Source organism: Nocardioides sp. NPDC006273, from assembly GCF_040613495.1.
In the GTDB taxonomy this organism is placed as follows: domain Bacteria; phylum Actinomycetota; class Actinomycetes; order Propionibacteriales; family Nocardioidaceae; genus Nocardioides.
Genome location: NZ_JBEXSD010000010.1, coordinates 68,766 through 92,762, shown reverse-complemented (window position 1 = coordinate 92,762; position 23,997 = coordinate 68,766). Strand labels below are relative to the sequence as shown.

The following is a 23,997-nucleotide window of genomic DNA, read 5'->3' as shown; positions in this document are numbered from 1 at the left end:
GGCGTATCGATATTCTGTACTCTTGATGCGCTCGGGTGGATTCCAAAATGGGGGCCGAAGCCCCGACAGGGGTCGGCTATGTTTGGGGTTGTAGTGACCATGACGCTGTATATGATCCTTGGCATCTCGGGTGGTGCATCCAGCTTGGTCTTCACTGGGTATTCGATGCTCTACGGTGCAGTTATTGGCGCATTTATTCGACATGTATCGAATGATTGGTGAGCCTTCTCGCTAGATTTTAGTGACTAGTCCGGATCGTTCGTGACTCTGTGGCGTGATCGGCGCGTAGGAACACCGAAGTCCCCCTGAGCAGGGAAGACTTGGACTTGCGACGGTTCAAGTAGTCCCAGCAGGAAGGCACTCGGCAGTTGAAGCGTAATTGGCTCTTCACAGTTGAGGGTGTAGGTCCCCGGGCGGTGTCCGGCGCGTCGGTCCGTGGGTAGACGTCGAGGTCTTTCGAAAATGAAGGCTCGTACACGATCATCCGAAAGACCTCGGCGTGCGCGACGCTACCTTCACGACCCCTGACCTCCTGGCCGTCCAGATTGCTGCCGATCTGATGGCGTGGCTGCGCTTGATCGGCCTTGACCAGACCGCGCTGGCGTCCGCGGAACCGAAGAGGTTGCGTCACCGGCTGCTGCACGTGCTCGCCCGCCTGACTCGTCTTGCTCGACAACGACGGCTGCGGCTCCGCGCGTCTTGGCCCTGGATCGACGACGTCGTCAGAGTCTTCGCCAGCATCGCCGCGATCCCTCTACCACCCTGACCACGAACCGCCCATCCACGACCCGAGAACCGGAGAACCGCAGCCCGACAGTGCCAGCCGACACTCCTGCATGCCCCCGACCCGATGCAACACGGTCATCGCCAATCACACCGCCAGACCCAGCGCCCGCTCACTTCGATGAAAGACCGAGGCTGGCGGTGGGTTAGTGGCGATTGCCTAGCGTGGACTACAACGCTGGACGAGGTGTTCGGATGCGCCAAATCAGCGAGAAAGGTATTCCGCGCCGACCGCCTGCTCGAGGTCGAAGGCCTTGAGCATCAGCTCCTCGACGTACTCCTCGAGCTTGGCGCCGACCAGCGGGACGGGCACCTTGATGTTCAGCCGCACGCTCTCGGTGGTGCGCCCGTCGGACTCGGTCAGCGAGATGTTGCCGCGCAGCGTGGCGAGGCCGCCGGGGACGGTGATGTCGACGACGGCGACCGTGTCGGAGGACCAGACCTCGTTCTGGTGGACGGTGAGGTCGCCGGTGACGATGGGTTTTGCGAAGGCGGGTACGCCGACGGTCGACTGCACCCGGTCGATCCGGACCTCGCGCGGAGCGCCGCCGATGGTCACCCGGCGACGGAGCGCGCCCTGGGCGTCGGCGACCCGCTCGCGGAAGCCAGGATCAGCCAGCATCGCGGAGACTTCGCCCATACGGGCCTCGTAGACGAGCTCGTGCTGAAGGGTCGTCGTCATTGCCGAATCCTTTGGGGCTCTTCTGCGGGTTGGGACGGGGATGAAGGAGGGTCAGCCGGCGAGCCAGCGGGTGCCTACCTCGTGCTCCTTCTCGAGCCCCTTCTTGAAGATCGAGAGGATGAGGTCCTCCAGCTTTCCGCTGACCAGGGGCACATTCACGGTAGCGGTCAGGGTGACCGTCTCGATGGTCCGTGTGCCGTTCTCGGCCAGTCGAGCGACGCCGGTGAGCGAGCCGGGCTTGCCGGGCAGGGAGACCTTGAGATCGCCGGAGGTGAAGTCGGCCGACCACACCTCGTCCTGGTGGACCTCGATGGTGTCGCCGACGAACTTCTTCGCGAACCCAGGCACCCCGCTGACGGCCTGCTCATAGCGGATGCTCACCGTCGACCCGGTGATGGCCACGCTCTTGGACCGTGCGTGCTGGGCGTCGCAGACCTGCTCACGGAACGTCGCGTCGGCGAGCATCCCGGAGACGGCTGCGATCGGGGCGTCGTAAGCCAGGTCGATCGACAGCTTTTTACTCATAAGAACCCATCATGACGCCTAGCCGCGTCAGAGTCATCAGTAGAGGGGCCGAGAGAACCGACACATTCCCCGAGTATGCTGAATGGGCCGGTTCCGCGAGGGTGCCGTGGGCCTATGACTCGCATCGGCGATTCCTTCGGTTCCGACCGCCTATCCGCAGCCCTCCCGGGATACCGTGACAGGTGTGTCAACGGAGACGCATATCCAACCTGTCCAAGCTTCGCAGACGGTCCAGCAGTTCCGCCTGCCGAGCACCACCTACTTCCGCAACGTAGCTCCTGAGGAGCTCACCGGCCGCAGCGAGACAGACCTCGCCGGCGCGGTGGGATCACATCTGGCGCTGGCAGCGAGCCGCCCGCAGGGCACCGCCGCCGTGCGGATCCTCACCCCGACCACTGCTGCAGATGGTTGGTCCGCCGGAGGCCGTAGCGTCGTCGAGATCGTCGTCGACGACATGCCCTACCTCGTGGACTCGGTCAAGACCGAGCTCTACCGCCGCGGTCTCGACGTCCATCTCGTCGTCCACCCCGTCATCGACGTCGCCCGTGACGTGACCGGCGCGCTCGAGGGGGTGAACGAAGGAGACATCCGCGAGTCCTGGATGCACATCGAGATCGACCGTCTCGCCCCCGACACGGCGAAGGAGATCGTCGCGGGTCTGGAGGGCATCCTCGAGGACGTACGCGAGGTCATCGAGGACGAGCCGCGCCTTCACCGCCGACTGGCGGAGATCGCGGCCGGCCTGCGCTACACCCCGCCCAACAGCGTGCCTCGCGAGGAGGCCGCCGAGGCTGCCGAGCTGCTGGCCTGGCTGGCCGAGGACCATTTCCTGCTGACCGGCTACCGCGAGTACCGCCTCGACGGTGACTACCTGCGCGGCCGCTCCGGCACCGGCCTGGGCATCCTGCGCGCCGACCCGCCGCAGGCTCCCGACCACGGCAAGATGCCGCCCAAGGTGGCCGCCCACGCCCGGGACAAGGTCATGCTCGTCCTCGCCAAGGCCAACTCGCGCTCGACCGTCGGGGAGCCCGCCTACCTCGACCATGTCGGCATCAAGATCTTCAACGGCGCCGGTGAGGTGGTCGGTGAGCACCGGTTCCTCGGGCTCTTCACCACGAAGTCGGCTCGGCAGTCGGTGACTCGGATCCCGGTCGTCCGCGGCAAGGTCGCCGCGGTCCTCGACCACACCGGCTACGACCCCCGCAGCCACACCGGCAAGGCGATGCTCGACGCGATGGAGACCTACCCGCGCGAAGAGCTCTTCCACGCCTCCGCCGAGGAGCTGACCGCGCTCGCCGAGGCCGCGCTGGGCGCGATCGAGCGTCGTATCCTTCGGGTCGCGGTCCGTCCCGACACGTACGGGCGCTATGTCTCGGTGCTCGTCTCGCTGCCGCGTGACCGCTACAACACCACGGTCCGCGAGCGATTCTCGAAGGTGCTCCTCGATGTCCTGGGTGGCACCGACCTGGAGTTCACCGTACGCATCAGCGAGTCCACCACCGCCCGGGTGCACTTCGTGGTCCACGGCACCACCGAGTCGCTGGGCAAGGCCCTGGACACCCCGGGGCTGGTCGACAGCCTCGAGTCGCGGCTACGCAAGGCCGCCCGGAGCTGGCGCGACGACCTGGTCAGCGCGGTCATCGCCCACGCCGGAGAGGACGGTGCGGCCCGGCTCTCGCACGTGCTCGACGCCTTCCCAGAGGCCTACAAGGAGGACTTCGACGCCGACACCGGCGCCGCCGACCTGACTCGCCTGGAGCTGCTCTCGCACCAGGGCGAGGCGGTCGACTTCTCCTTCTACAAGGACCCCGAGAGCGCCGGCGGGTTCCGGGTCAAGATCTACCGCACCGGCGGCCCGCTCTCGCTGTCGCTGATGCTCCCGATCCTGTCCTCCTTCGGCTTCGAGGTCACCGACGAGCGGCCCTATGACCTGGAGGGGGTCGGCACGTCCGGGTCGGAGGAGTGGTTCATCTACGACTTCGGCCTCGCCTACGCCGGCACCCCCGTCGGCACGCCCATCCAGCTGGTCGCAGCGTTGCACCAGGCCTGGTCGGGGCGCAGCGAGGTCGACCGTCTGAACGCACTCGTCCTGGCCGGTCTCGACCATGGCCAGATCACGATGCTGCGCGCCTACGGCCGCTACCTGCGCCAGGGCGGCACCCCCAACTCGTTCGCGACGATCGCGGGCGCGCTGGTCGCCAACCCGGGCATCGCCCGGCAGCTCGTGGAGCTGTTCGAGACCCGTTTCGACCCCTCGCTCACCACGCGTGACGAGACGAAGCGGGCCGAGGCGATCATCGAGGCACTCGACGACGTCGCGAGCCTGGACCAGGACCGGATCCTGCGCAGCTACGTCACCACGATCCTGGCGACGACGCGGACCAACTACTACCGCGGTCGGGACTACCTCGCGTTCAAGTTCGACCCGCAGCAGGTGCCCGACCTGCCGCTGCCGCGGCCGGCGTACGAGATCTTCGTCTACTCGCCCAACGTCGAGGGCGTGCACCTGCGCTTCGACGCCGTGGCCCGTGGCGGGCTGCGGTGGAGCGACCGGCGCGACGACTTCCGCACCGAGGTGCTCGGACTGGCGAAGGCGCAGCAGGTCAAGAACACCGTGATCGTGCCGGGTGGCGCGAAGGGCGGCTTCGTCCCCAAGGGCGTCGCCGGTCCGGATGCCTACGTCACCTTCCTGCGTGGCCTGCTCGACGTCACCGACAACCGGGTGGACGGTGAGATCGTGCCGCCGCCCGACGTGGTGCGCCACGACGCCGACGACTCCTACCTGGTCGTCGCCGCCGACAAGGGCACCGCGACGTTCTCCGACCTCGCCAACTCGGTCGCGGCGGAGTACGACTTCTGGCTCGGCGACGCGTTCGCCTCCGGTGGCTCGGCGGGCTATGACCACAAGGCGATGGGGATCACCTCGCGAGGTGCCTGGGTCTCGGTGCAGCACCACTTCAAGCGGCTCGGCATCGACCCGCAGGTCGACGAGATCACCGCCGTCGGCGTCGGCGACATGTCCGGAGACGTGTTCGGCAACGGCATGCTGCGCTCGGACCGGATCCGGCTCGTGGCTGCCTTCGACCACCGGCACATCTTCATCGACCCGACGCCCGACGCGGCGACGGGGTTCCAGGAGCGGAAGCGTCTCTTCGAGACCCCCGGGTCGAACTGGGAGTCCTACGACACCTCGCTGATCTCAGCGGGCGGAGGCGTGTGGTCGCGGCAGCTGAAGTGGGTGCCGATCAGTCCCGAGGTGCGCGAGGCGCTCGGTCTCGCGACCGGCGTCAAGCGGCTGACGCCGCAGGAGCTGATCAGCGCGATCCTGCGCGCGCCGGTCGACCTGCTGTGGAACGGCGGGATCGGCACGTACGTCAAGGCCTCTGACGAGAGCCATGACGACGCGGGGGACCACTCCAACGACGGCGTCCGGGTGGATGCCGCCGACCTGCGGGTGCGGGTCATCGGCGAGGGCGGCAACCTGGGCATCACCCAGGCCGCGCGCGTCGAGTTCGCCCGCAAGGGTGGGCTGATCAACACCGACGCGATCGACAACTCCGCCGGAGTCGGCACCTCCGACCACGAGGTGAACCTCAAGATCCTGCTGGACCGTGAGGTACGCGCCGGCTCGCTCACCCTCGCCGCGCGCGACGAGCTGCTCGAGGAGATGACCGACGAGGTCGCCGCGCTGGTGCTGGCTCACAACGAGGCTCACAACGTGACCTTGACCCGTGCGGTCGCCTCGGCGCCGCAGCTGCTCGAGGCGCACGAGCGTCAGATCGCGGAGTGGGTCACCGACGGTCTCCTCACCCGCGATGTCGAGGGACTGCCGTCATCGACCGAGGTGGCTCGCCGTCTGGAGGCGGGGGAGGGGCTCACCGCCCCCGAGCTGTCCGTCGTGCTCGCCTGGGCCAAGATCGAGCGTCAACGCGAGCTGGTCGCCGAGGGTCTTCCCGACCCGGCCACGGACCCGGAGATGACGCAGCGGCTGGTGGCGTACTTCCCGACCGCCATCCGTGAGCGTTTCCCCGAGGCCGTCCTGGACCACCCGCTGCGGCGGGAGATCTGGGCGACCTCGGTGGTCAACGAAGAGGTCAACCGTGGCTTCGGGCGCGTCGCCGAGCCGTCACAGTGAGCACCGTTCCGGCGAGCATGAGCGAGATACCGAGCGCGGCGAAGATCCACGACGGGCCGCCGGTCTCGGGCAACGAGCTCTGAGATGAGATCTCCGTCGGCGGTCCCGGGTTCGGGGCCGTCGGCGGATTCTCGTCTCCGCCCGGGGTCGGGAGGTCGGTCGGGTCCGGTGTGGGGTCCGGTGTCGGGTCCGGTGTCGGGTCCGGTGTCGGCGTCGGGTCCGGGGTGGGGGTCGGCGTCGGGCTCGGGGAGGCAACCGCTTCGACCCGGAAGTCCTGCCCGCCGCGGATCTCGCCGGCCGCAGTGATCGTGACCGTACGCGTCGTCTCCCCGACCACGCGCATCCCGTCGGGCGCGGTGACGGTGATGGTGTAGTCGCCCGGAGGAAGGTCCTCGAGGATGTAGGCGCCCGCGTCGTCGGTGATGACCGCGACCTGGCCGTCGGGACCGTCGACCGCGAGGGTGACCCCGGCGACCGGGTCCCCGGACGAGGCGTCGGTGACCTGTCCGGTGACCGTGCCGGGGCGGGTGAGGTCGAAGTCGACCCCGGTCACGTCGCTCGCGGTCACGGTGACCGGTCGTGTGGTGGCGCCGGAGTAGCCCTCGGGCGCGTCGATCTCGGCGGTGTAGTCACCGGGTGGCACGCCGTCGAGCAGGTAGTTGCCGTCACCGTCGGTGACCGTGGTGACCGGGTCGCCGCCGCCGGCCGGGACCAGGCGCACCTGGACGCCGCCGAGACCGTTGCCGCCGCCGGTCACGGTGCCCGAGACGCTGGCCAGCTGGTTCACCACGAAGTCCTGGTCGGTGATCGGGGTGTCGGTGATGGTGATGTCGGAGCGGGTCGTACCGTCGGGACCGGCGGTGTAGCCGTCGGGCACCGTCAGGGTCACCGAGTAGCCCGTGCCGGCGGCGTTGTCGTCGAAGAGATAGCTGCCGTCCACGCTCGTCGTCGTGGTCGCGGTGGTCCCGTCGGGACGGGTGAGGGTCACGGTCGCGCCCGGGACCGGCGCGCCGGCCGAGTCGCGTACGGTGCCGCTGATGGCCTGCGGGATCACCTGCCGCACCTCGAAGTCGGCCCGCGAGGCAGGGTCGTCATCGTTGCCGCGGTTGCTCACGACCACCTCGGACTGCCCGACCGTCGCGCAGCTATCGGGCCGGGTGAGGCGGACGGTGTAGCCGTCCTGGGTGGCGAAGTCGCCGAAGGAGTAGGTGCCGTCGGCGGCGGGGCTCGTGGTCGCCAGCGTCTCGCCGTACGGAGAGACGAGGGTGAGCACGGACTCCTCGATCGGGCAGGCCCCGGAGGTCGACACGTCGGTGACGGTGCCGCCGATCGGCCGGGCCCTGCTCACGAACCAGGTCTGGTAGATCGGGAACCCGGCGCGGCGGGTGAAGACGAAGGAGAGGCTGGTGATCCGGATGTCGGGCTCGTACCAGCCGCTGGCGCCGTTGGTGTCGGTGGCGGTCGGGTTGCCGGTCAGCGTCGAGGTGGCCGCGTTCCAGGTCGGCTGATCGGTGCCGCCTGCGTAGTTGAACGATCCTTGGAACCAGGCGGAGATCTCCGCGGCCGGGACGGGGTCGCCGTTCTCGTCGGTCGCCAGGATCTGGACCTGGTCGGAGTCGATGTCGCCGAGCACGAACGCCCAGCCGGTGTCGGGCGTGGGGTTCTCGAAGGCGTACGTCGTGGTCGAAGGGCTGCTCGGGGTGTCGGCCTTCGGTCGCAGGTTGATGTAGGCCGAACCGCGGCTCGTGCCGTATTTCGCCCCCGGCGGCGTGCTGGTGTCGAGGAAGGTGCTCGCCCCGCTGGGGAGGGCGACGTTGGCGCGGGAGTCGCTGGCCATCTGGGCCTGCGGGAAGCCGGCCGAGCGCTGGGTCATCGTCGTGGAGTAGTCGTTGGACGTCCCGGAGATGGGAGCCCACTCGGCCCACGAGTCCGTCATCGCATGAGCCGGCGGCGGTGAGAGCACCATGAGGAACGCTCCGGCCAGGAGCGCCAACGCCAAGCAAGCCCGTTTGAACATGGGAGGGATCCTTCTTCGGGGGAACAAACGTCGCGTTGGGGGACTTCGGCAGACTATCCGAGCAGCGACATGTTTTTACGTCCCGAATCGCCCATATGGCTGTCGTTGACGCCGTTGTGCCTCCAGGTGACTGGCCCAGCAGGACTGTGGAGTCACCCCTTCGGACCCAGGGCTCGATGTGGGTTACGTCTCAACCAGCTCTGCACACAGGCTTCCTACTCGCGAGTCACCGACGCGTTGGTTTACCGTCCAAATCGCGTCCAGCCCAGGACGCCAGTAGGGAGATAGACGAACGATGAGCACGAGCCAGATCGCCGAGAAGCGCGAGGTGCGCGAAGCCAACCGAGTCGAGGGCCACAACGCCCGATCCTGGCTCCTGGTCTCCGCGATGCGTACGGAGATCTTCGACGACGCGCAGCTCAGCCGCGCAGACCAGATCATCCTCGACATGGAGGATGCGATCGACAGCTCGCTGAAGTCACAGGCGCGTGCGAACGTGACCGAGTGGCTCAAGGGCGGCGGCCGTGCCTGGGTACGCATCAACGACTGGACCACCGAGGACTGGAGCGAGGACATCTCGGCGCTGGCCGGGATCGGGACGCTCGCCGGTGTGATGCTCGCGAAGACCGAGTCGCCCGACCAGGTGACCGACACCTTCCAGCGGCTGGGCGGCGGGACCCCCGTCATCCCGCTGCTCGAGTCGGCGCTGGGGATCGAGGACGCCGCCACGATCGCCCGGGCGCGCGGCGCCTACCGGCTCGCGTTCGGCTCCGGTGACTACCGCCGCGACACCGGCGCGGAGAACGACCCGCTCGCCATGGCCTACCCGCGGACCAAGCTGGTCCTGGCCTCGCGGATCGGCAACCTGTCCGGCCCGATCGACGGCCCGACGGTCGGCAGCAGCCACCCCCTCCTGCGTGAGCAGTCCTCCGACGGCGTCGCCATGGGTATGACCGGCAAGCTCTGCCTCGACATCGAGCAGCCCTCGGTGATCAACGAGTCGTTCAGCCCGACCCCGTCCGACGTGACCTGGGCCTACGAGTTCCTGCACAAGTTCGAGGAGGGCGGCCGCGTGATCCGCGACGGCAGCGACAAGCCGCGCCTGGCTCGTGCTGAGACGATCAAGCGGCGTGCCGAGCTGTTCAAGATCAAGCCCGACACCGAGGCCTACGACGCCCCCGCCTCGGGGCCGAGCGTCTACTGATCCACGCCGACTCGGCGCGCTGGGGTGGGACAGACGCGCCGAGTCGGCACTCCTCGGCTAGCGTTGAGGCCGTGGATCTGCAGCAGCGCATCAGTGACCGAGCCGGTGAGATTCTGCTTTTCGCCGTCACCCCACCGAGGGTGACGACGGACCCCGAGAGGGTGCAGCAGATCGCGGAGGTCACGCTCGAGCGCATCCGGCCGCTGGATGTCGACGGACTGATCCTCTACGACATCGACGACGAGTCCGATCGCAATCCCGAGGAACGACCCTTTCCGTTCGTACGCACCCTCGACCCGGCCGAGTTCCTCGAGCGCAACCTCGCCGGTCTCGACGTGCCGGCCGTGGTCTACCGAGCCACGGGGAAGTACGACGAGGGGGAGCTGCGGGACTGGGTCAAGACCCAGGACCCGACCAGGGCGCTGTCGGTCTTCGTCGGTGCCTCCTCGGGTGAGAAGCGGGTGGCGACCAGCCTGCGCCGTGCCCAGGAGATCCGGAAGGAGATCAACCCCGAACTGCTCCTCGGAGCGGTCGCGATCCCCGAGCGACACACGGCCAAGGGCGACGAGCACCTCCGGCTGATCGCGAAGCAGGAGGCGGGCTGCTCCTACTTCGTGACCCAGGTCGTCTACGACGTCAACGCCGCCAAGAACCTCGTCTCCGACTACCGCTACGAGTGCGAGAGCCGTGGCGTGGAGCCGGTCCCGATCGTGTTCACCTTCTCCGTGTGCGGCTCGATGAAGACCCTGGAGTTCCTCCGCTGGCTCGGCGTCGACGTCCCGCGCTGGATCGAGAACGAGCTGCGCCACGCCACCGACACCCTCGACGCCTCGCTCGAGCAGGCCGAGGCGACCGCGCTCGAGCTGATGGCGTTCTGCCGTCAGCTCGGCGTGCCGTTCGGCATCAACATCGAGTCCGTCTCGATCCGGAAGGTCGAGATCGAGGCCTCCGTACGCCTCGCGGAGCGGCTCCGGGCCAAGCTGACGCGCTGACGCGGGCCGGGATGCTGACCGAGTTACCTCGGTCAACTGTCACTTGCCTCGCGGAGTTCCACGAAGTAGGTGCGCGCTCACCGAGTTACCTCGGTGAGCATCCACCCTGCTCACAGCCCTGTACGCATCGCCCACAGCTCGGGGAACAGGATGATGTCGAGCTGCTTGCGCAGGTAGCCGACACCGGAGGTCCCGCCGGTGCCTGGCTTGAAACCGATGATCCGCTCGACGGTGGTGACGTGCCGGAACCGCCAGACGCGGAAGGCGGTTTCCAGGTCGGTGAGCTCCTCGCCGAGCTCGTAGAGGTCCCAGTGCTTCTCCGGGTCGCGGTAGACCTCGCGCCAGGCCGCCTCGACGGCGTCGGACGCCGCGTACTCCTGCTTCCAGTCCCTGGTCAGGTGTGACTCCGGGATGTCGAAGCCTCGCCGGGACAGCAGTCGCAGCGACTCGTCGTAGAGAGAAGGCCGTCCGTACGCAGCCAGCACATCCTGCTCGTGCGGCCGCCCCTCGTGCACGCGAAGCGTGTGGACCGCCTTGTTGCCGAGCGCGAACTCGATGCAGCGGTACTGCCACGACTGGAACCCTGAGCCGGTGGCCAGGTAGGGGCGGAACTTGTCGTACTCGGTCGGGGTCAGCGTCGAGAGGACGTCCCAGGCGTGCACGAGCTGCTCCATGACCCGGGAGACCCGGGCCAGCCCCTTGAACGCCGGGCGCACCTCGTCGACCGAGAGCAGCCGTTGGGCCTCGGTCAGCTCGTGCAGCGCGAGCCGCATCCACAGCTCCATCGCCTGGTGCTGCACGATGAAGAGCATCTCGTGGTGGTCGCCCGAGAGCGGGTTCTGCGCACCGAGCACCTCCGGCAGGTGGAGGTAGTCGGAGTAGTCCATCGGAAGGTCCTGCGCTCCGCTGTCTTCACGGCTCATGTGACTGCTCCTCGGGTCCAGAAGCGCTCGTCGCGCCATTCGTCGTTGTCCATCACCGAGACCAGGTGGTCGACGGCGTCCCACACGTCGACGTAGCGGGTGTAGAGCGGGGTGACTCCGAAACGCAGGATGTCGGGCGAGCCTGCTCGGAAGTCCCCGACGACGCCACGTTCGATGAGCGCCTGCACGATCGCGTACGCCCCTTCGCCCGATCCGAGGCTCAGCGACACCTGGCTGCCGCGCCGAGCGTCCTCCGGCGGCGACTCGATCACGAACCCGGGGAGCCGGGAGGCGACGAGGTCGGCGAAGAGCCGGGTCAGCGCGAGCGACTTCTCCCGCAGCGCCGGCAGACCGCCGTACGTCTCGGCGGCGAGCAGCGTGTCGACACCGCACTCCAGGGCGGAGATGCCGATGACGGCGGGGGTGCCGGACAGATAGCGCGAGACCCCTTCCGCCGGCCGGTAGCCCGGCGACATCTCGAACGGCGCCGCGTGACCCATCCAGCCGGACAGCGGCTGCTCGAAGCGGTCCACATGGCGCGGGCTGACCCACAGGAATGCCGGCGAGCCGGGGCCGCCGTTGAGGAACTTGTAGCCGCAGCCGACCGCGAAGTCGGCATCAGCGCCACGAAGGTCCACCGGCACGGCACCCGCGGAGTGGCACAGGTCCCAGACCGCGAGCACGCCGTGTCCGTGGGCACGCTCGGTCACCGCGGCCATGTCGTGCAGGTATCCGGTGCGGTAGTTGACCTCGGTGAGCATCAGCACCGCGGCGCGGTCGAGCAGCCCCTCGATCTCGTCGGGCGAGTCGACCAGCACCAGCTCGTAGCCGCGCTCGCGACACAGCGAGGAGGCGATGTAGATATCGGTCGGGAAGTTGCTGCGCTCACTGATCACGATCCGTCGCTCAGGTGAGTCGACCGAGGCGATCGAGAGCGCCGAGGCGAGGACCTTGTAGACGTTCAGCGAGGTCGAGTCGGCGACCACGACCTCGCTCTCACCTGCGCCCACGATCCTGGCGATCTTGTCGCCGACGCGCTGGGGCAGGGTGATCCAGGAGGCGGTGTTCCACGACTCGATCAGCCCGCGCCCCCACTCCTGCGTGACCACCTCGGCCACCCGGCCCGCGGTGGCGCGGGGGAGCGCGCCGAGCGAGTTGCCGTCGAGGTAGATCGTCCCCTCGGGCAGGTCGAAGAGCTCCCGCAGCGGACCCAGCGGGTCGGCCCGGTCGAGAGCGACCACGTCGTCGCGGTTCATCCGGCGACCTCCTGGATCGGCCTGAGCACGGCCCGCACGGGCGCTGCGTCGGCGGTGGTGAGCTTGAGCGGGAGCGCGATCAGCTCGTAGTCGCCCGCCGGGACCTCGTCGAGCAGCAGGTTCTCCAGGATGCGTACGTCGTGACGATGGGTCGCGAAGTGCGCCGGCAGGTCCTTGGAGTCGGACGGGTCCAGGCTGGCCGCGTCGGTGCCGACCAGCCGCACCCCGTGCGAGGCGAGCAGGTCGATCACCGCGGGGTCGAGCGCACAGAAGTCGTCGTCCCAAGTCGTCGGCTGGGTGGCGTACGTCCGGAACAGCACGCGCGGCGGCAGGTCGGTGACGTCGATGTCGTCGACGGTGACCAGCGGCCGCACGTCGGAGACGTCGACCACCCGGCACGGACCGAGGAACGGCTCCAGCGACATCTCACCGGCCGGCGTACCCCCGTCGGTGAAGTGCAGCGGAGCGTCCGCGTGCGCGCCGACGTGGGCCGACAGGGTCAGCTCGGCGACGTTGACCGGGCACCCGGGCCCGATCCGGAACGTCCAGCCGACCTCGGTGGCGTGGTCACCGGGGAAGACCGGCGAGTCCGCGTGAACGGGTGGTGAGATGTCCCACAGTTGCGCCATGCTCCGCAGCCTAGATGACCCGATTTCTCGCCGAGTCGGCGCATCTTGACCGCTCAGCTCGCCGAGTCGGCGCATCCTGACCGGTCAGTCCGCCGAGTCGGCGCGTCATGACGAGCCGACTCGACGGTCGATCGGGTCAGGACGAGCCGACTCAGCGCTTCAGGCGGTGAGGAACTCGGTGGCGACCGGGGCCAGGGCGGCGGCCTTGACCATGTGGTCCTGCCCGTCGAGGACAACGTAGCGGCCGTCCGGGACCGCTTTGGAGATGGCCTGCTGGGCGTTGGTCATGTAGGTCGGGCTCTTGCTGCCCGCCCCCGACAGCACCGGCACCGACACGTTCTTGTAGTAGCCGTTCGGCAACGGCCGCCCCTGCTGGAACGGGACGCACATGCCCAGGTCATAGGTCAGCGTGTGCGCCACCGGGGTGAGCTTCTTGAACATGGGGGACAGGCGCATGATCTTGACTGCGATCAGGGGCATGCCGACCACGCGCATGAACAGCTCGATCGCGGCCGCCCGCTTGCCCTTCTCGACGAGAGCCTCGACCTGCTGTGCCAGATCGGCGTCGTTCGGGCGGTGGGTGTCGTCGAGGATGAGAGGCGCCTCGTAGGCGACGATCTTGTCGATCGGCAGCCCCGCCCGTGCGCCCTCGAGTGCGAGGAAGGCACCGGAGCTGAGGCCCAGCAGGTGGGCGTGACCGCCGGCCGCCTCGATCACCGCGCCCAGGTCGGCGACCTCCTGCTCGACCGCCTCCATGGTGCCCACGGCAGCGGGCTTGGCGATGGTGCTCTCGCCCCGGCCGCGGCGGTCGTAGCGGTAGACCGTGAACCGGTCCGAGAGAGCGTCGGCCAGCTCCTGCGACGGCCCGAAGCCGCGATAGCACATCGCGCCGTCGACGAGGACGAGCGCCGGGCCGGTGCCGGTGACGTCGTAGGCGATCGTGGAGCCGTCGACGGAGGTGGTGGTCTTGGTCATGGCGATCTTCCCTAATCCAGCGGTTGGCGAGCCGGTGAGGCTCGGTTGATGCTTACGCGTCGGACGAGCTGTCGTCGTTTCGACACGCGGCCGCGCGTTTCTCCAGAAGTTCTCGTTCCTCGACGTTGGCGGTCGCCGCGGCGGCCTCCTCGAACGCCGCCGCGGCCTCGAGGTGTCGCCCGGCGCGGTGCAGCAGGTCACCACGTACGCCGGCCGGCAGATGCGATCCCGGGAGCGCACCGTCGGGGAGGGCCGCCAGGATCGCCAGTCCCGCGTCGGGCCCGAAGGCGCGCCCGTGCGCCACGGCCCGGTTGACCTCGATGACGGCGCCCGGGGCAGCGGCGGCGAGCACGTCGTAGAGGCGCGCGATCTCGGCCCAGTCGGTCTGTTCGGCCGTGCGGGCGCGGCCGTGGCACGCGGCGATCATCGCCTGAACCAGATAGCTCCCGCCGGGAGTGCCGGACGCGGCCAGCGCCTTCGCCCGGTCGACGGCGGCCAGGCCGCGCCGCAGCAGGAGCTGGTCCCACCGGGCCCGGTCCTGGTCCTCGAGCAGCACCGGACTCCCGTCGGCGTCCGCCCGGGCCGCGAGCCGCGAGCCTTGGATCTCCAACAGCCCCTGCAGCGCCTGCGCCTCGGGGTCCCCCGGAGCGAGCGCGGCCAGCATCCGGGCCAGCCGCATTCCCTCCAGGCACAGCTCGGGCCGGGTCCACGACGGCCCGGACGTCGCGGCGTAGCCCTCGTTGAAGACCAGGTAGATCGTCTGCATCACGTCGCGCAGACGTGCAGCCCGCTCTTCGCCGACCGGAAGCTCGAACGACGCCCCGGCCTCGGCCAGGGTGCGCTTCGCCCGCGAGATCCGCTGCCCCACGGCCGACTCCTTGGCGAAGTAGGCCCGCGCGATCTCGGCGGTCGTCAGCCCGCCCACGAGCCGCAGCGTCAGCACCGTGCGGGAGTCGGGGGCCAGGGACGGATGGCACGAGACGAACATCAAGCGCAGTACGTCGTCCTCGATGTAGTCGACAGCGGCGGCCAGGTCCGGCATCTCACCCTCCTCCAGCTCGTGGCCCAACAGGGCGACCTTGCGGCGCAGCACCTCGTCGCGGCGGAACCCGTCGATCGCGCGCCGCTTCGCGATCGACATCAGCCACGCCCCCGGGTTGCGCGGGATGCCCTCGTCCGGCCACTGCTCCAGCGCCGCGACGAGGGCATCCTGGGCCAGATCCTCGGCCAGGTCGAGGTCGTGGGTCATCCGCGCCAGACCGGCGAGGAGGCGTACGGACTCGTTGCGCCAGACCGCGACGATCGCTTCTTCAGCGGTGGTCGAGCTTGTCGAGACCACCTTTCAGTGACTCATTCCGCCGGCGCCGGCGGACCGACCAACGGCCGCATCTCCACGGCCACGTCCTGCCCGGGCCACAGCTCCTCATGGAGCTGGACCATCCGCCGCCCGAGCTCGACGGCCTCGTCGTGGGAGCGGACCTCGAACAGCGAGAACCCGCCCGCGACCTCCTTGGCCTCGGCGAACGGTCCGTCGATGTGGGTGACCTCCCCGGCGGTCAGCCGGATCTCCAGCCCGGGACCTAGCCCGTCGGCGTCGAGCAGGATGCCATCGGCGTACTGCTGCTTGATCTCGCCCTCCACCGCCTCCATCAGTGCCACCGGAGGCGGCCCGGCGTCGGGGGCCATCTTCACCAGCATCATGTAGCGCATCAGTCTCTCCTTGCGGTTGCGCGACGCTTCCGTTGAGCATCGTCGCCTACGCGTCGAGCAGAGCCTGCCCTCTTCGACACGACCGCACCAGAAGATTTCTGCGTGTCGCGCCGGTCGTCTCCACGCTGCGCGCGGCCTCCTCCTCAGGAGGCCTCCGAGGCCTTCTCCTCGCCCTTGTCCTCGTCCTTGTCGGACGCCTCCTCGGGGACCTCTTCGCCGCGCGACTTCTTCGCCGCGGCGACAGAGCGCTGCAGAGCGGCGAGCAGGTCGACGACCTCGCCGGAGGTCTTGGTGGAGGTGGGGGTCCGCTCGACCTCGCCGCCTTCGATCTTGGCCTTCACCATCTCCTCGATGGCCTCGGCGTAGTCGTCGGAGAACTCCTCGGGGTGGAAGTCGCCCGCGAGCGTCTCGACGAGCATGTTGGCCATCTTGATCTCGGAGTCCTTGATCTCGCCCGCCTCGACGTTGAAGTCGGGCACCCGGATCTCGTCGGGCCACATCATCGTCTGCAGCACGATCACGTCGCCGTTGTCCGTCGGCCGCACCCGCAGCGCGGCGACCGTCGTGCGCTGACGCAGCGCGACGGTCACCAGGGCGACCCGGTCGGCATCGAGCAGGGCCTGGCGCAGGAGCGCGTAGGGCTTGACCCCGGTGTTCTCCGGCTCCAGGTAGTAGCTCTTCTCGAAGAGCATCGGGTCGATCTGCTCGGAGGGCACGAACTTCTCCACCGCGATCTCGCGCGAGGAGGTCGTCGGCAGGTTGGCGAAGTCGTCGTCGGTGAGGATGGCCATCTCGCCGTCCTCGGTCTCATAGCCCTTGGCGATCTCGGAGTAGGGCACCTCCTCCCCGTCGATCGAACAGATCCGCTGATAGCGGATCCGGCCGCCGTCGGCCTGGTGCACCTGGCGGAAGGAGACGTCGTGGGACTCCGTCGCCGAGTAGAGCTTCACAGGCACGCTGACCAGCCCGAACGAGACAGCGCCCTTCCAGATCGCACGCATGCGGACCCCTCGTCAGTTGGGATGGATTCACCAAGTATCTGTCGGATTCCCCGATACCGGTACCCCATTCACCCCCGTCAGAGCCACCACGCGCCGCCGCGAGATAGCAAGATGGGCCCATGCGCTCAACGCTGCGTCCCATGCTGGCCACGCCCGGCAGCCACGTGCCGCCGGGGGAGGAGTGGGTCCATGAGGTCAAGTGGGACGGCATCCGTCTCCTCGGCGACAGCCCCGAAGGGCGTACGCAGACCCGGCTGACCACACGCAACGACAACGACGCCACCCCTGCCTGGCCCGAGATCGCCACGGGCCCGAAGCGTGACGTGCTCGTCGATGGCGAGGTGATCGCGCTCAACGACTCCGGGCTGCCCGACTTCCGGGTGCTGATGGACCGGATGCACAACCGCGACGTCCGCCGCGCTGCACGGTTCGCGGAGAAGATCCCGGCGACGTACATGGTCTTCGATCTTCTCCGTCTCGACGGGCGGCTGCTCATCGAGGAGCCCTGGGCCGAGCGGCGCAAGGTCCTCGAGGCCGTCCAAGCCGAGGGCGACCTCGGGTCGTGGCAGCTGCCGGCGACCTACGACGACGGGCCGATGCTCCACGAGGTGACACGGGCGCAGGGGCTGGAGGGGATCGTGTCCAAGCGGCGTGGCAGCCGCTACCGGCCCGGTGAGCGCAGCAAGGACTGGGTGAAGCTCGCCCACCGCTACCGGGCATCGCTCGTGGTCGGCGGCTGGCGACCCGAGGTGGGCACCGAGGGCGGCACCGAGCGTCTCGGCGCCCTGCTCGTCGGACAGCCGACGCCCGACGGGCTGATCTACCGCGGAAGGGTCGGCAGCGGCATCACCGGCAAGCGGGCCCAGCGGCTCGGGGAACTGCTCCGCGAGACCGGGCGCAGCCCCTTCGCCGGCCCCGACGTCGACCCCGACGGGGGAGTGCCGACGGTGGATGCCCGCGGCACCCACTGGGTCGAGCCGCTCCTCGTCGTGGAGGTGGAGACCCACGGCACCGCCGTCGCGGCGGCGAGCTACCAGGGCCGGCTGCGGCAGCCGAGCTTCATCGGGATCAGGGACGACGTCTCACCGGAGGATCTGTGATGGTCGAACGAGAAGAGGTACGCGTCGAGGTCGACGGCCGGGTGCTGACGCTGACCAGCCTCAGCAAGGTGCTCTATCCCCGCACCGGAATGACGAAGGGCGAGGTGCTCAACTACTACGCCCAGGTGGCGCCGGCGATCCTGCCGCAGCTCGAGAACCGCGCCGTGACGCGGATCCGCTGGCCGCACGGCATCGGCGACATGTCGTTCTTCGAGAAGAACGCACCGGCTGGCACACCCAGCTGGGTCCGCACGGTCATCGTTCCGACAACGGGATCCCGAACCGCCGACCACAAGGAGGGAACACTCACCTTTCCGGTCCTCGACAGCCTCGCCGCCCTCACCTGGGCCGCCAACCTCTCCGCGCTGGAGCTGCACGTCCATCAGTGGACGGTCGGCGCCGACGGCACCCCGGCCGGTGCGAACCGGATCGTGATCGACCTCGACCCCGGCGAGCCGGCCGGTCTCCAGGAGTGTTGCGAGGTGGCGCTGCTGGTGCGCGAGGCGCTCGGCGCCCGCGACCTCGCCGCGGCTCCGGTGCTCAGCGGCAGCAAGGGCCTGCATCTGTACGCCGCCCTGCCGGAGCCCGTCGAGCCGGACGCGGCCACGGCGCTGGCCAAGGAGATCGCCGAGGACCTACAGAAGGCGAACCCGAGCAAGGTGACCGCGACGATGACCAAAAGCCGCAGGTCAGGCAAGGTTTTCCTGGACTGGTCGCAGAACTCCGGCTCGAAGACGACCATCTGTCCCTACTCGCTGAGAGGCAAGGACACCCCGACGGTGGCAGCTCCCGTCACCTGGGACGAGGTCACCGAAGGAGCCGAGGATCCGCTCGGTATCGAGCAGCTCGGACCTAACAATGTGATCACGCGCTTATCTGAAAGGGGGGATCTCTTCACAAGCCCTACGGGCCTGTAACTATTGTTCTCTTCATGTCTAACTCCGTGCTCGTCGTAGAAGACCAAGAGGACATCGCCGCTCCGCTGGTGCGCACGCTCCAGCGTGAGGGGTACGACGTCACCTGGGTCGACTCCGGCAAGAAGGCGCTGGAGCTGCTGGCGCCCCCCTACGAGGCCGAGCTCGTGCTGCTCGACCTCGGCCTTCCCGACATGGACGGGCTCGAGGTCTGCAAGGCCGCGCGGGACAACGGCTACGAGGGCGGGATCATGATCCTCACCGCTCGGGACGCCGAGATCGACCTGGTGGTCGGCCTCGACGCCGGTGCCGACGACTACCTGGCCAAGCCGTTCGCGCTGGCCGTCCTCCAGGCCCGGGTCCGCGCACTGCTGCGCCGCTCGGGTCCGGACGAGCCCGGCGGCGACGACGACGCGCTGCGCATCGACGTGGCTGCCCACCGGGTCTACGCCGGTGAGCGCGAGGTGACGCTGACCGGCAAGGAGTTCGCGCTCCTGGCCGTGCTGGCCGCCTCCCGCGACAAGGTCGTCTCCCGTGACCGGCTGATGGCCGAGGTCTGGGACGAGAACTGGTACGGCTCGACGAAGACGCTCGACGTCACCGTCGGACGACTGCGCCAGAAGCTCGAGGCGGCCGGTGTGCAGGAGAAGGTCGTCGCCGTCCGCGGGGTCGGATTCCGGCTCGAAGCGGCGGAGTGAGACCCGCTCGGACCTGGTCTCAAACGGCCGTCTGCCGGTGAGATGACTCACAAACGACGGTAAAACCACGCGTGAACACGTGGTTTCCGCCCCAAATGCGCACATTCCGGATTGGATCCGCTTGAGTTGCCATGTCACCTTGGTTGAGCCGTGCAGAATGCACGACCGGCCCCGGTACACGCCGAATCCTGTCCCTCCGGAAGCCGGCCCCTACTACTGAACCCCCTTACCCCTCACACTCAGCAGTACGTATGGGACAGGAGCGGGGGACCCAAGATCCACGCGACTAACTCGGACGGTCGCTCGGGGTGAAGCCATCGCAAGATGGCCGGGCAACCTTTCTGGCCCGAACCCGACAGCTCACCTCGCAGGCGTGGGAAGGAACTCACGCATGTCCAAGTCCGTATCCCGTCCTGCCCATCGAGGCACGACTCGCCCCTTCCGGGCGCTGAACCTATCCATCGCCCGGACGATCACAGGATCGCTCAGCGGCCACGGAAAGCTCCTCGGTCGCGTCACCCTCGCCAGCGGCATCGCCGCAGGTGCCCTGGTGGCGGTGCCCGCTGCCAACGCCGCCCCGCCCGCCGACAAGCCGAACCTCGAGTCGGCCACGGTGGTGGAGGCTCCGATCCTGGAGGCCTCGGCCACCCCCACGGCGATGCTCACCGACGTCAAGCAGCTCGAGAGGGCTGTCGAGGCGCAGCAGCGCAAGGCCGAGGCAGCCCGTAAGGCTGCCGAGGCGAAGCGCAAGGCAGCGATCGCGGCCAAGAAGGCCGCGGAAGAGAAGAAGAGGGCCGAAGCAAAGGCGGCGGCGGAGGCCAAGGCCTTCGCCGCGAGCCAGCAGGGCAAGATCGAGCGCGCGATCAGCGTCGCCTCGGAGCAGATCGGTGACCCGTACGTCTGGGGTGCCACCGGGCCGAGCGCGTTCGACTGCTCCGGCCTGACGCAGTACGCCTTCAGCGCCGCCGGTATCGAGCTGCCCCGGGTCTCGCGGGACCAGGCCGCTGCGCTGCCGTCGGTGCCGAACGACCAGATCCAGCGCGGTGACCTGATGTTCTGGGGCAGCCCCGTCTACCACGTGGGCATCTTCCTGCGCTGGGAGAACGGCCAGGCGATCATGCTGCACGCTCCCAAGCCGGGAACCGCTGTTCGTGAGGAGGCTGCCTGGGACGGCTGGTTCGCCGGCTCGATCCATCAGGCCTGAGGTCTCTCCGGCCCGTTTCGACGGGCTCACGCCGATATATCCCTTCTGGCGACATCCCCATGGCGCTCGCCCTCCGGTTCCCCATGCCGGAGGGCGAGCGCATCTGTGAGGGGGCGGCGAATCGGGTGGCGAACCACCGGTCAAGTAACCTGTAGTACGTGGCAGGCCCCGAATTCGACACCGAGATCAAGCAGCTCCAGGCAACGATGCAGACCATCGGCCAGGTGCTGGACCTGGACGCGATGCGCACGGAGATCGCCGACCTCGGCGAGCAGGTCGCCGCGCCCGACCTCTGGGATGATCAGGACAACGCCACCCGCGTCACCGGACGTCTCTCCCTGCTGCAGGGAGAGCTCAACAAGTTCACCGAGCTCAACACCCGCATCGACGACCTCGCGCTGATGGTCGAGATGGCTCAGGAGGAGGGCGACGCCGACTCGCTCGCCGATTCCGAGGCCGAGCTGAGCCGGGTCAAGAAGTCCGTCGAGAGCCTGGAGATCCGCACCCTGCTCTCGGGGGAGTACGACTCCCGCGAGGCCGTGATCACGATCCGCTCCGGCGCGGGCGGCGTCGACGCCGCCGACTTCGCCGAGATGCTGATGCGGATGTACGTCCGCTGGGCCGAGCAGCACAAATACCCGGTCGAGGTCTTCGACACCTCCTACGCCGAGGAGGCCGGGCTCAAGTCCGCCACCTTCGCGATCCACGCTCCCTACGCCTACGGCACCCTCTCGGTCGAGGCCGGCACCCACCGTCTGGTCCGGATCAGCCCCTTCGACAACCAGGGCCGCCGGCAGACCTCCTTCGCCGCGGTCGAGGTCGTGCCCGTCCTCGAGCAGACCGACGAGATCGACCTCGACGAGAACGACATCAAGGTCGACGTCTACCGCTCCTCGGGTCCCGGCGGCCAGTCGGTCAACACCACCGACTCGGCGGTCCGGCTGACCCACCTCCCCACCGGCACCGTGGTCTCCTGCCAGAACGAGAAGTCGCAGCTGCAGAACAAGGCCGCCGCGATGATCGTTCTCAAGGCCAAGCTGCTCGCGCTGAAGAAGGCAGAGGAGGAGGCGCAGATCAAGGAGCTCAAGGGCGACGTCGCCGCTTCCTGGGGCGACCAGATGCGCAACTACGTCCTCAATCCCTACCAGATCGTCAAGGACCTGCGTACGACCTACGAGGTCGGCAATCCGCAGGCCGTCTTCGACGGCGACATCGACGGATTCCTCGAGGCCGGTATCCGCTGGCGTCGAGGCGCTGAGAAGGCCGAGCAGAACTGACTTGATGGTTGCGCAGACGCGCACCAGGCTTCCACTTCCCGGCCGCGGGGCGGCGTACGTCTATGACGTCTACGGCCCCGAGGGTGGAACGCCGATGGTGCTGTTGCACGAGCTCGGAGGCACGGCGAAGCGATGGCAGGCAGTCGTGCCGTCGTTTGCGGCCGAGCACCGGGTCCACGCCCTCGACCTGCGTGGGCACGGGGACTCGGACTGGGCCTCGGAGTACTCTCATCGGCTCATCGCCGACGACGTCATCGTCGCGATGGACGCGCTCGAGATCTCGGGTGCGGTGCTCGTCGGGCACTCGACCGGCGGCAACGTCGCGCTTCTGGTCGCGATGCACCGGCCCGACCTGGTCTCCCGGATGGTCATCGAGGACGTCGTGCCACCTGCGCCGCGCGATCGCCGGGGCCCCGGGCGCGCGACCAGGCCGATGCCGCACGACTGGGAGTGCATCGCATCCCTGCTCGTGGAGGCGACGACGTACGACGCGTGGATGTGGGAGCAGCTCGAGCTGCTGCCCATGCCGACCCTGATCGTGGCCGGTGGTGGCAACAGCCACATCCCGCCGGAAGACCTCGAGAAGGTCGCCCACCGGATCCCGAAGGCCGACCTCGTCCACTTCGACGTCGGCCACTTCGTGCATCGCAACAAGCCCGACGAGTTCGCCGACACCGTTCTGGCCTGGCTTGCGTCGCGGGTGGGATCCCCATCCCTAAGGACCCCACCCGCTCTCGCCAGCCGGCTCTGCTCTGACTCAGTGCCCGCGGCGGCGCGCGCCGCCCGGTGAGCTGCCTACCCAACCCGAGCGACTAAGTCGGTTAAAGCGCTCGACTTTGGCTGGGCGCAAATGACTCGCCGCGTACGGCCTACGAGGTCGGCAACCCGCGGGCCGTCTTCGACGGCGACATTGACGGGTTCCTCGAGGCCCGGCATCCGCTAGCGCCGGGGTGCTGAGAAGGCCGACCAGAACTGACGTACGGGCAGAGTGCGGGCGCTCCTGACGTACGGGCAGCGCGCTGAAATCCGCGAGTTCTACGGTCGTCTCACCAGCTGCCGAACAGCGGCAGCAGAGCAAGAAGGACGACTCCCATGATCTCAGGACCCAGCGGAATTGCCAGCCGCGCCAGAAGTCTCCTCGTCGCCGGGGTGGTCGCGGTGCTCGCGTCGTCGGCGCTCGTGTTCGGCACGGGGGCGCCGGCATCGGCGGCTTCGAGCATCTCGATCGGGACCACCCTGGATGCTGGCGAGAGACTCTACTCGCCCAATGGTGACTACTCGCTGACCATGCACACCGAGGGCAACCTCATCCTTCGCCAGGTCTCCGACGGCGAGATCGTGTGGCATCCGCGGGCAGGCGGCCTCGGTGGCACCAAGGTCGGTATCAGCGAGTACGGCAACGTGGTGATCTGGACGGCGTCGGGTAAGGCTGTCTGGGCCAGCGGAACCAGCCGCTGGAAGGGCGGCACCCGACTCAAGGTGACCGACTACGGGCATGTCCTGCTGCTCAACGACGCCGGCGACGTGCTCTGGCAGGTCGGCAGGGGCAAGGACATCCACGGTGTCGAGCGCATGATCGAGTACGCTGCGCAGCAGCTCGGCGCACCCTACGTCCTCGGTTCTCACGGGCCTGACTACTTCGACTGCTCGGGGCTGACCTACAAGGCGATGCAGGCAGGCGGATTCGATATCGGGGGGCACAAGTCCGCAGACACGCAGTACGCCAACTACGCGGACATCGCGTGGGTTGACCGGCGTCGCGGCGACCTGCTCTTCTTCAACTACGACACTGACGCTGCGGTGGACCACGTCGCGATCTATCTCGGCGAGGGGAAGATGATCCATGCGGTGCAGCCTGGGACGCCGCTGTCGATCACGTCTGTGTCGTACGTCTCTGGTCCCAAATCCTTGGTCGCGCGCCCGTTCGCCTGATCAACCCACACGCACGCCCGAGGGGTGACTGCGGCATGGT

The 23,997-nt window shown here is 68.4% G+C and carries 21 protein-coding genes and 1 riboswitch; of the genes, 11 read left to right on the top strand and 10 right to left on the bottom strand.

All coding sequences use genetic code 11. From position 1 onward, the window contains the following. The first annotated feature begins 499 nt into the window (after window positions 1-499). Window positions 500-766, top strand: coding sequence for a transposase (locus tag ABZZ22_RS06850; RefSeq protein WP_354928319.1), 267 nt, complete (start codon window positions 500-502; stop codon window positions 764-766). Window positions 767-988: 222 nt separating this feature from the next. On the opposite strand, the gene ABZZ22_RS06845 is transcribed toward ABZZ22_RS06850, so the two are convergent. After that, window positions 989-1,465: a DUF2505 domain-containing protein gene (locus tag ABZZ22_RS06845; protein WP_354928316.1), complete on the bottom strand. Its 477-nt coding sequence runs from the start codon at window positions 1,463-1,465 to the stop codon at window positions 989-991. A 51-nt stretch (window positions 1,466-1,516) separates the two neighbouring features. Beyond that, a complete protein-coding gene (locus tag ABZZ22_RS06840; protein WP_354928313.1) occupies window positions 1,517-1,990 on the bottom strand; it encodes a DUF2505 domain-containing protein in 474 nt (157 codons plus the stop codon). Between the two features lie 184 nt (window positions 1,991-2,174). On the opposite strand from ABZZ22_RS06840, the gene ABZZ22_RS06835 reads away from it, so the two are divergent. After that, the gene (locus ABZZ22_RS06835) at window positions 2,175-6,125 is read left to right on the top strand and encodes an NAD-glutamate dehydrogenase (RefSeq protein WP_354928310.1); all 3,951 of its coding nucleotides are present in this window, start codon (window positions 2,175-2,177) and stop codon (window positions 6,123-6,125) included. Here ABZZ22_RS06835 and ABZZ22_RS06830 read toward each other — a convergent pair. Then, entirely contained in the window at window positions 6,085-8,142 is a 2,058-nt protein-coding gene (locus ABZZ22_RS06830) for a carboxypeptidase regulatory-like domain-containing protein (protein ID WP_354928307.1), read from the bottom strand. The genes ABZZ22_RS06835 and ABZZ22_RS06830 overlap by 41 nt on opposite strands. A gap of 295 nt (window positions 8,143-8,437) precedes the next feature. On the opposite strand from ABZZ22_RS06830, the gene ABZZ22_RS06825 reads away from it, so the two are divergent. Both ABZZ22_RS06825 and ABZZ22_RS06820 read left to right on the top strand, forming a co-directional pair. After that, a complete protein-coding gene (locus ABZZ22_RS06825) occupies window positions 8,438-9,346 on the top strand; it encodes a CoA ester lyase (protein ID WP_354928304.1) in 909 nt (302 codons plus the stop codon). A 71-nt stretch (window positions 9,347-9,417) separates the two neighbouring features. Continuing rightward, window positions 9,418-10,338, top strand: a complete 921-nt coding sequence (locus ABZZ22_RS06820) for a methylenetetrahydrofolate reductase (protein ID WP_354928301.1) — start codon at window positions 9,418-9,420, stop codon at window positions 10,336-10,338. A 110-nt stretch (window positions 10,339-10,448) separates the two neighbouring features. Here the strand turns inward: ABZZ22_RS06820 and ABZZ22_RS06815 are convergent, their stop codons facing one another. The 7 genes from ABZZ22_RS06815 to ABZZ22_RS06785 form a co-directional block, all read right to left on the bottom strand. Then, the gene (locus tag ABZZ22_RS06815; RefSeq protein WP_354928298.1) at window positions 10,449-11,261 is read right to left on the bottom strand and encodes a tryptophan 2,3-dioxygenase family protein; all 813 of its coding nucleotides are present in this window, start codon (window positions 11,259-11,261) and stop codon (window positions 10,449-10,451) included. Further along, window positions 11,258-12,517, bottom strand: coding sequence for a kynureninase (gene kynU, locus ABZZ22_RS06810; RefSeq protein ID WP_354928295.1), 1,260 nt, complete (start codon window positions 12,515-12,517; stop codon window positions 11,258-11,260). Before kynU ends, ABZZ22_RS06815 begins: the two co-directional genes overlap by 4 nt. Beyond that, entirely contained in the window at window positions 12,514-13,146 is a 633-nt protein-coding gene (gene kynB / locus ABZZ22_RS06805; protein WP_354928292.1) for an arylformamidase, read from the bottom strand. Before kynB ends, kynU begins: the two co-directional genes overlap by 4 nt. Before the next feature lie 159 nt (window positions 13,147-13,305). Then, window positions 13,306-14,121 (bottom strand): alpha/beta hydrolase, encoded by an 816-nt coding sequence (locus ABZZ22_RS06800; RefSeq protein WP_354928289.1) that lies wholly within the window; start codon window positions 14,119-14,121, stop codon window positions 13,306-13,308. A gap of 52 nt (window positions 14,122-14,173) precedes the next feature. Then, window positions 14,174-15,460: a sigma-70 family RNA polymerase sigma factor gene (locus ABZZ22_RS06795; protein ID WP_354928286.1), complete on the bottom strand. Its 1,287-nt coding sequence runs from the start codon at window positions 15,458-15,460 to the stop codon at window positions 14,174-14,176. 11 nt (window positions 15,461-15,471) lie between these two features. Next, window positions 15,472-15,831 carry a YciI family protein gene (locus tag ABZZ22_RS06790; RefSeq protein ID WP_354928283.1) on the bottom strand — a complete coding sequence of 120 codons (360 nt, stop codon included), beginning with the start codon at window positions 15,829-15,831 and terminating at the stop codon, window positions 15,472-15,474. Window positions 15,832-15,974: 143 nt separating this feature from the next. Continuing rightward, entirely contained in the window at window positions 15,975-16,832 is an 858-nt protein-coding gene (locus ABZZ22_RS06785; protein WP_354928280.1) for a Ku protein, read from the bottom strand. A 119-nt stretch (window positions 16,833-16,951) separates the two neighbouring features. Between ABZZ22_RS06785 and ABZZ22_RS06780 the strand changes: the two genes are divergently transcribed. The 7 genes from ABZZ22_RS06780 to ABZZ22_RS06750 all read left to right on the top strand — a co-directional run bounded on the left by ABZZ22_RS06780 (window position 16,952) and on the right by ABZZ22_RS06750 (window position 23,957). Beyond that, window positions 16,952-17,932, top strand: coding sequence for a DNA ligase (locus ABZZ22_RS06780; RefSeq protein ID WP_354928277.1), 981 nt, complete (start codon window positions 16,952-16,954; stop codon window positions 17,930-17,932). Beyond that, entirely contained in the window at window positions 17,932-18,849 is a 918-nt protein-coding gene (gene ligD / locus ABZZ22_RS06775; protein WP_354928274.1) for a non-homologous end-joining DNA ligase, read from the top strand. The genes ABZZ22_RS06780 and ligD overlap by 1 nt, the downstream gene beginning before the upstream one ends. Window positions 18,850-18,863: 14 nt before the next feature. Continuing rightward, window positions 18,864-19,544, top strand: coding sequence for a response regulator transcription factor (locus ABZZ22_RS06770; protein ID WP_354928271.1), 681 nt, complete (start codon window positions 18,864-18,866; stop codon window positions 19,542-19,544). A gap of 212 nt (window positions 19,545-19,756) precedes the next feature. Then, window positions 19,757-19,930, top strand: a riboswitch (cyclic di-AMP (ydaO/yuaA leader). A 5-nt stretch (window positions 19,931-19,935) separates the two neighbouring features. Then, entirely contained in the window at window positions 19,936-20,748 is an 813-nt protein-coding gene (locus tag ABZZ22_RS06765) for a C40 family peptidase (RefSeq protein ID WP_354928268.1), read from the top strand. Window positions 20,749-20,906: 158 nt separating this feature from the next. Then, complete coding sequence (gene prfB / locus ABZZ22_RS06760; protein ID WP_354928266.1) at window positions 20,907-22,025, top strand: peptide chain release factor 2; 1,119 nt, start codon at window positions 20,907-20,909, stop codon at window positions 22,023-22,025. 4 nt (window positions 22,026-22,029) lie between these two features. Beyond that, window positions 22,030-22,815: an alpha/beta hydrolase gene (locus ABZZ22_RS06755; RefSeq protein ID WP_354928263.1), complete on the top strand. Its 786-nt coding sequence runs from the start codon at window positions 22,030-22,032 to the stop codon at window positions 22,813-22,815. 302 nt (window positions 22,816-23,117) lie between these two features. After that, window positions 23,118-23,957, top strand: coding sequence for an NlpC/P60 family protein (locus ABZZ22_RS06750; RefSeq protein WP_354928260.1), 840 nt, complete (start codon window positions 23,118-23,120; stop codon window positions 23,955-23,957). Window positions 23,958-23,997: the final 40 nt, after the last annotated feature.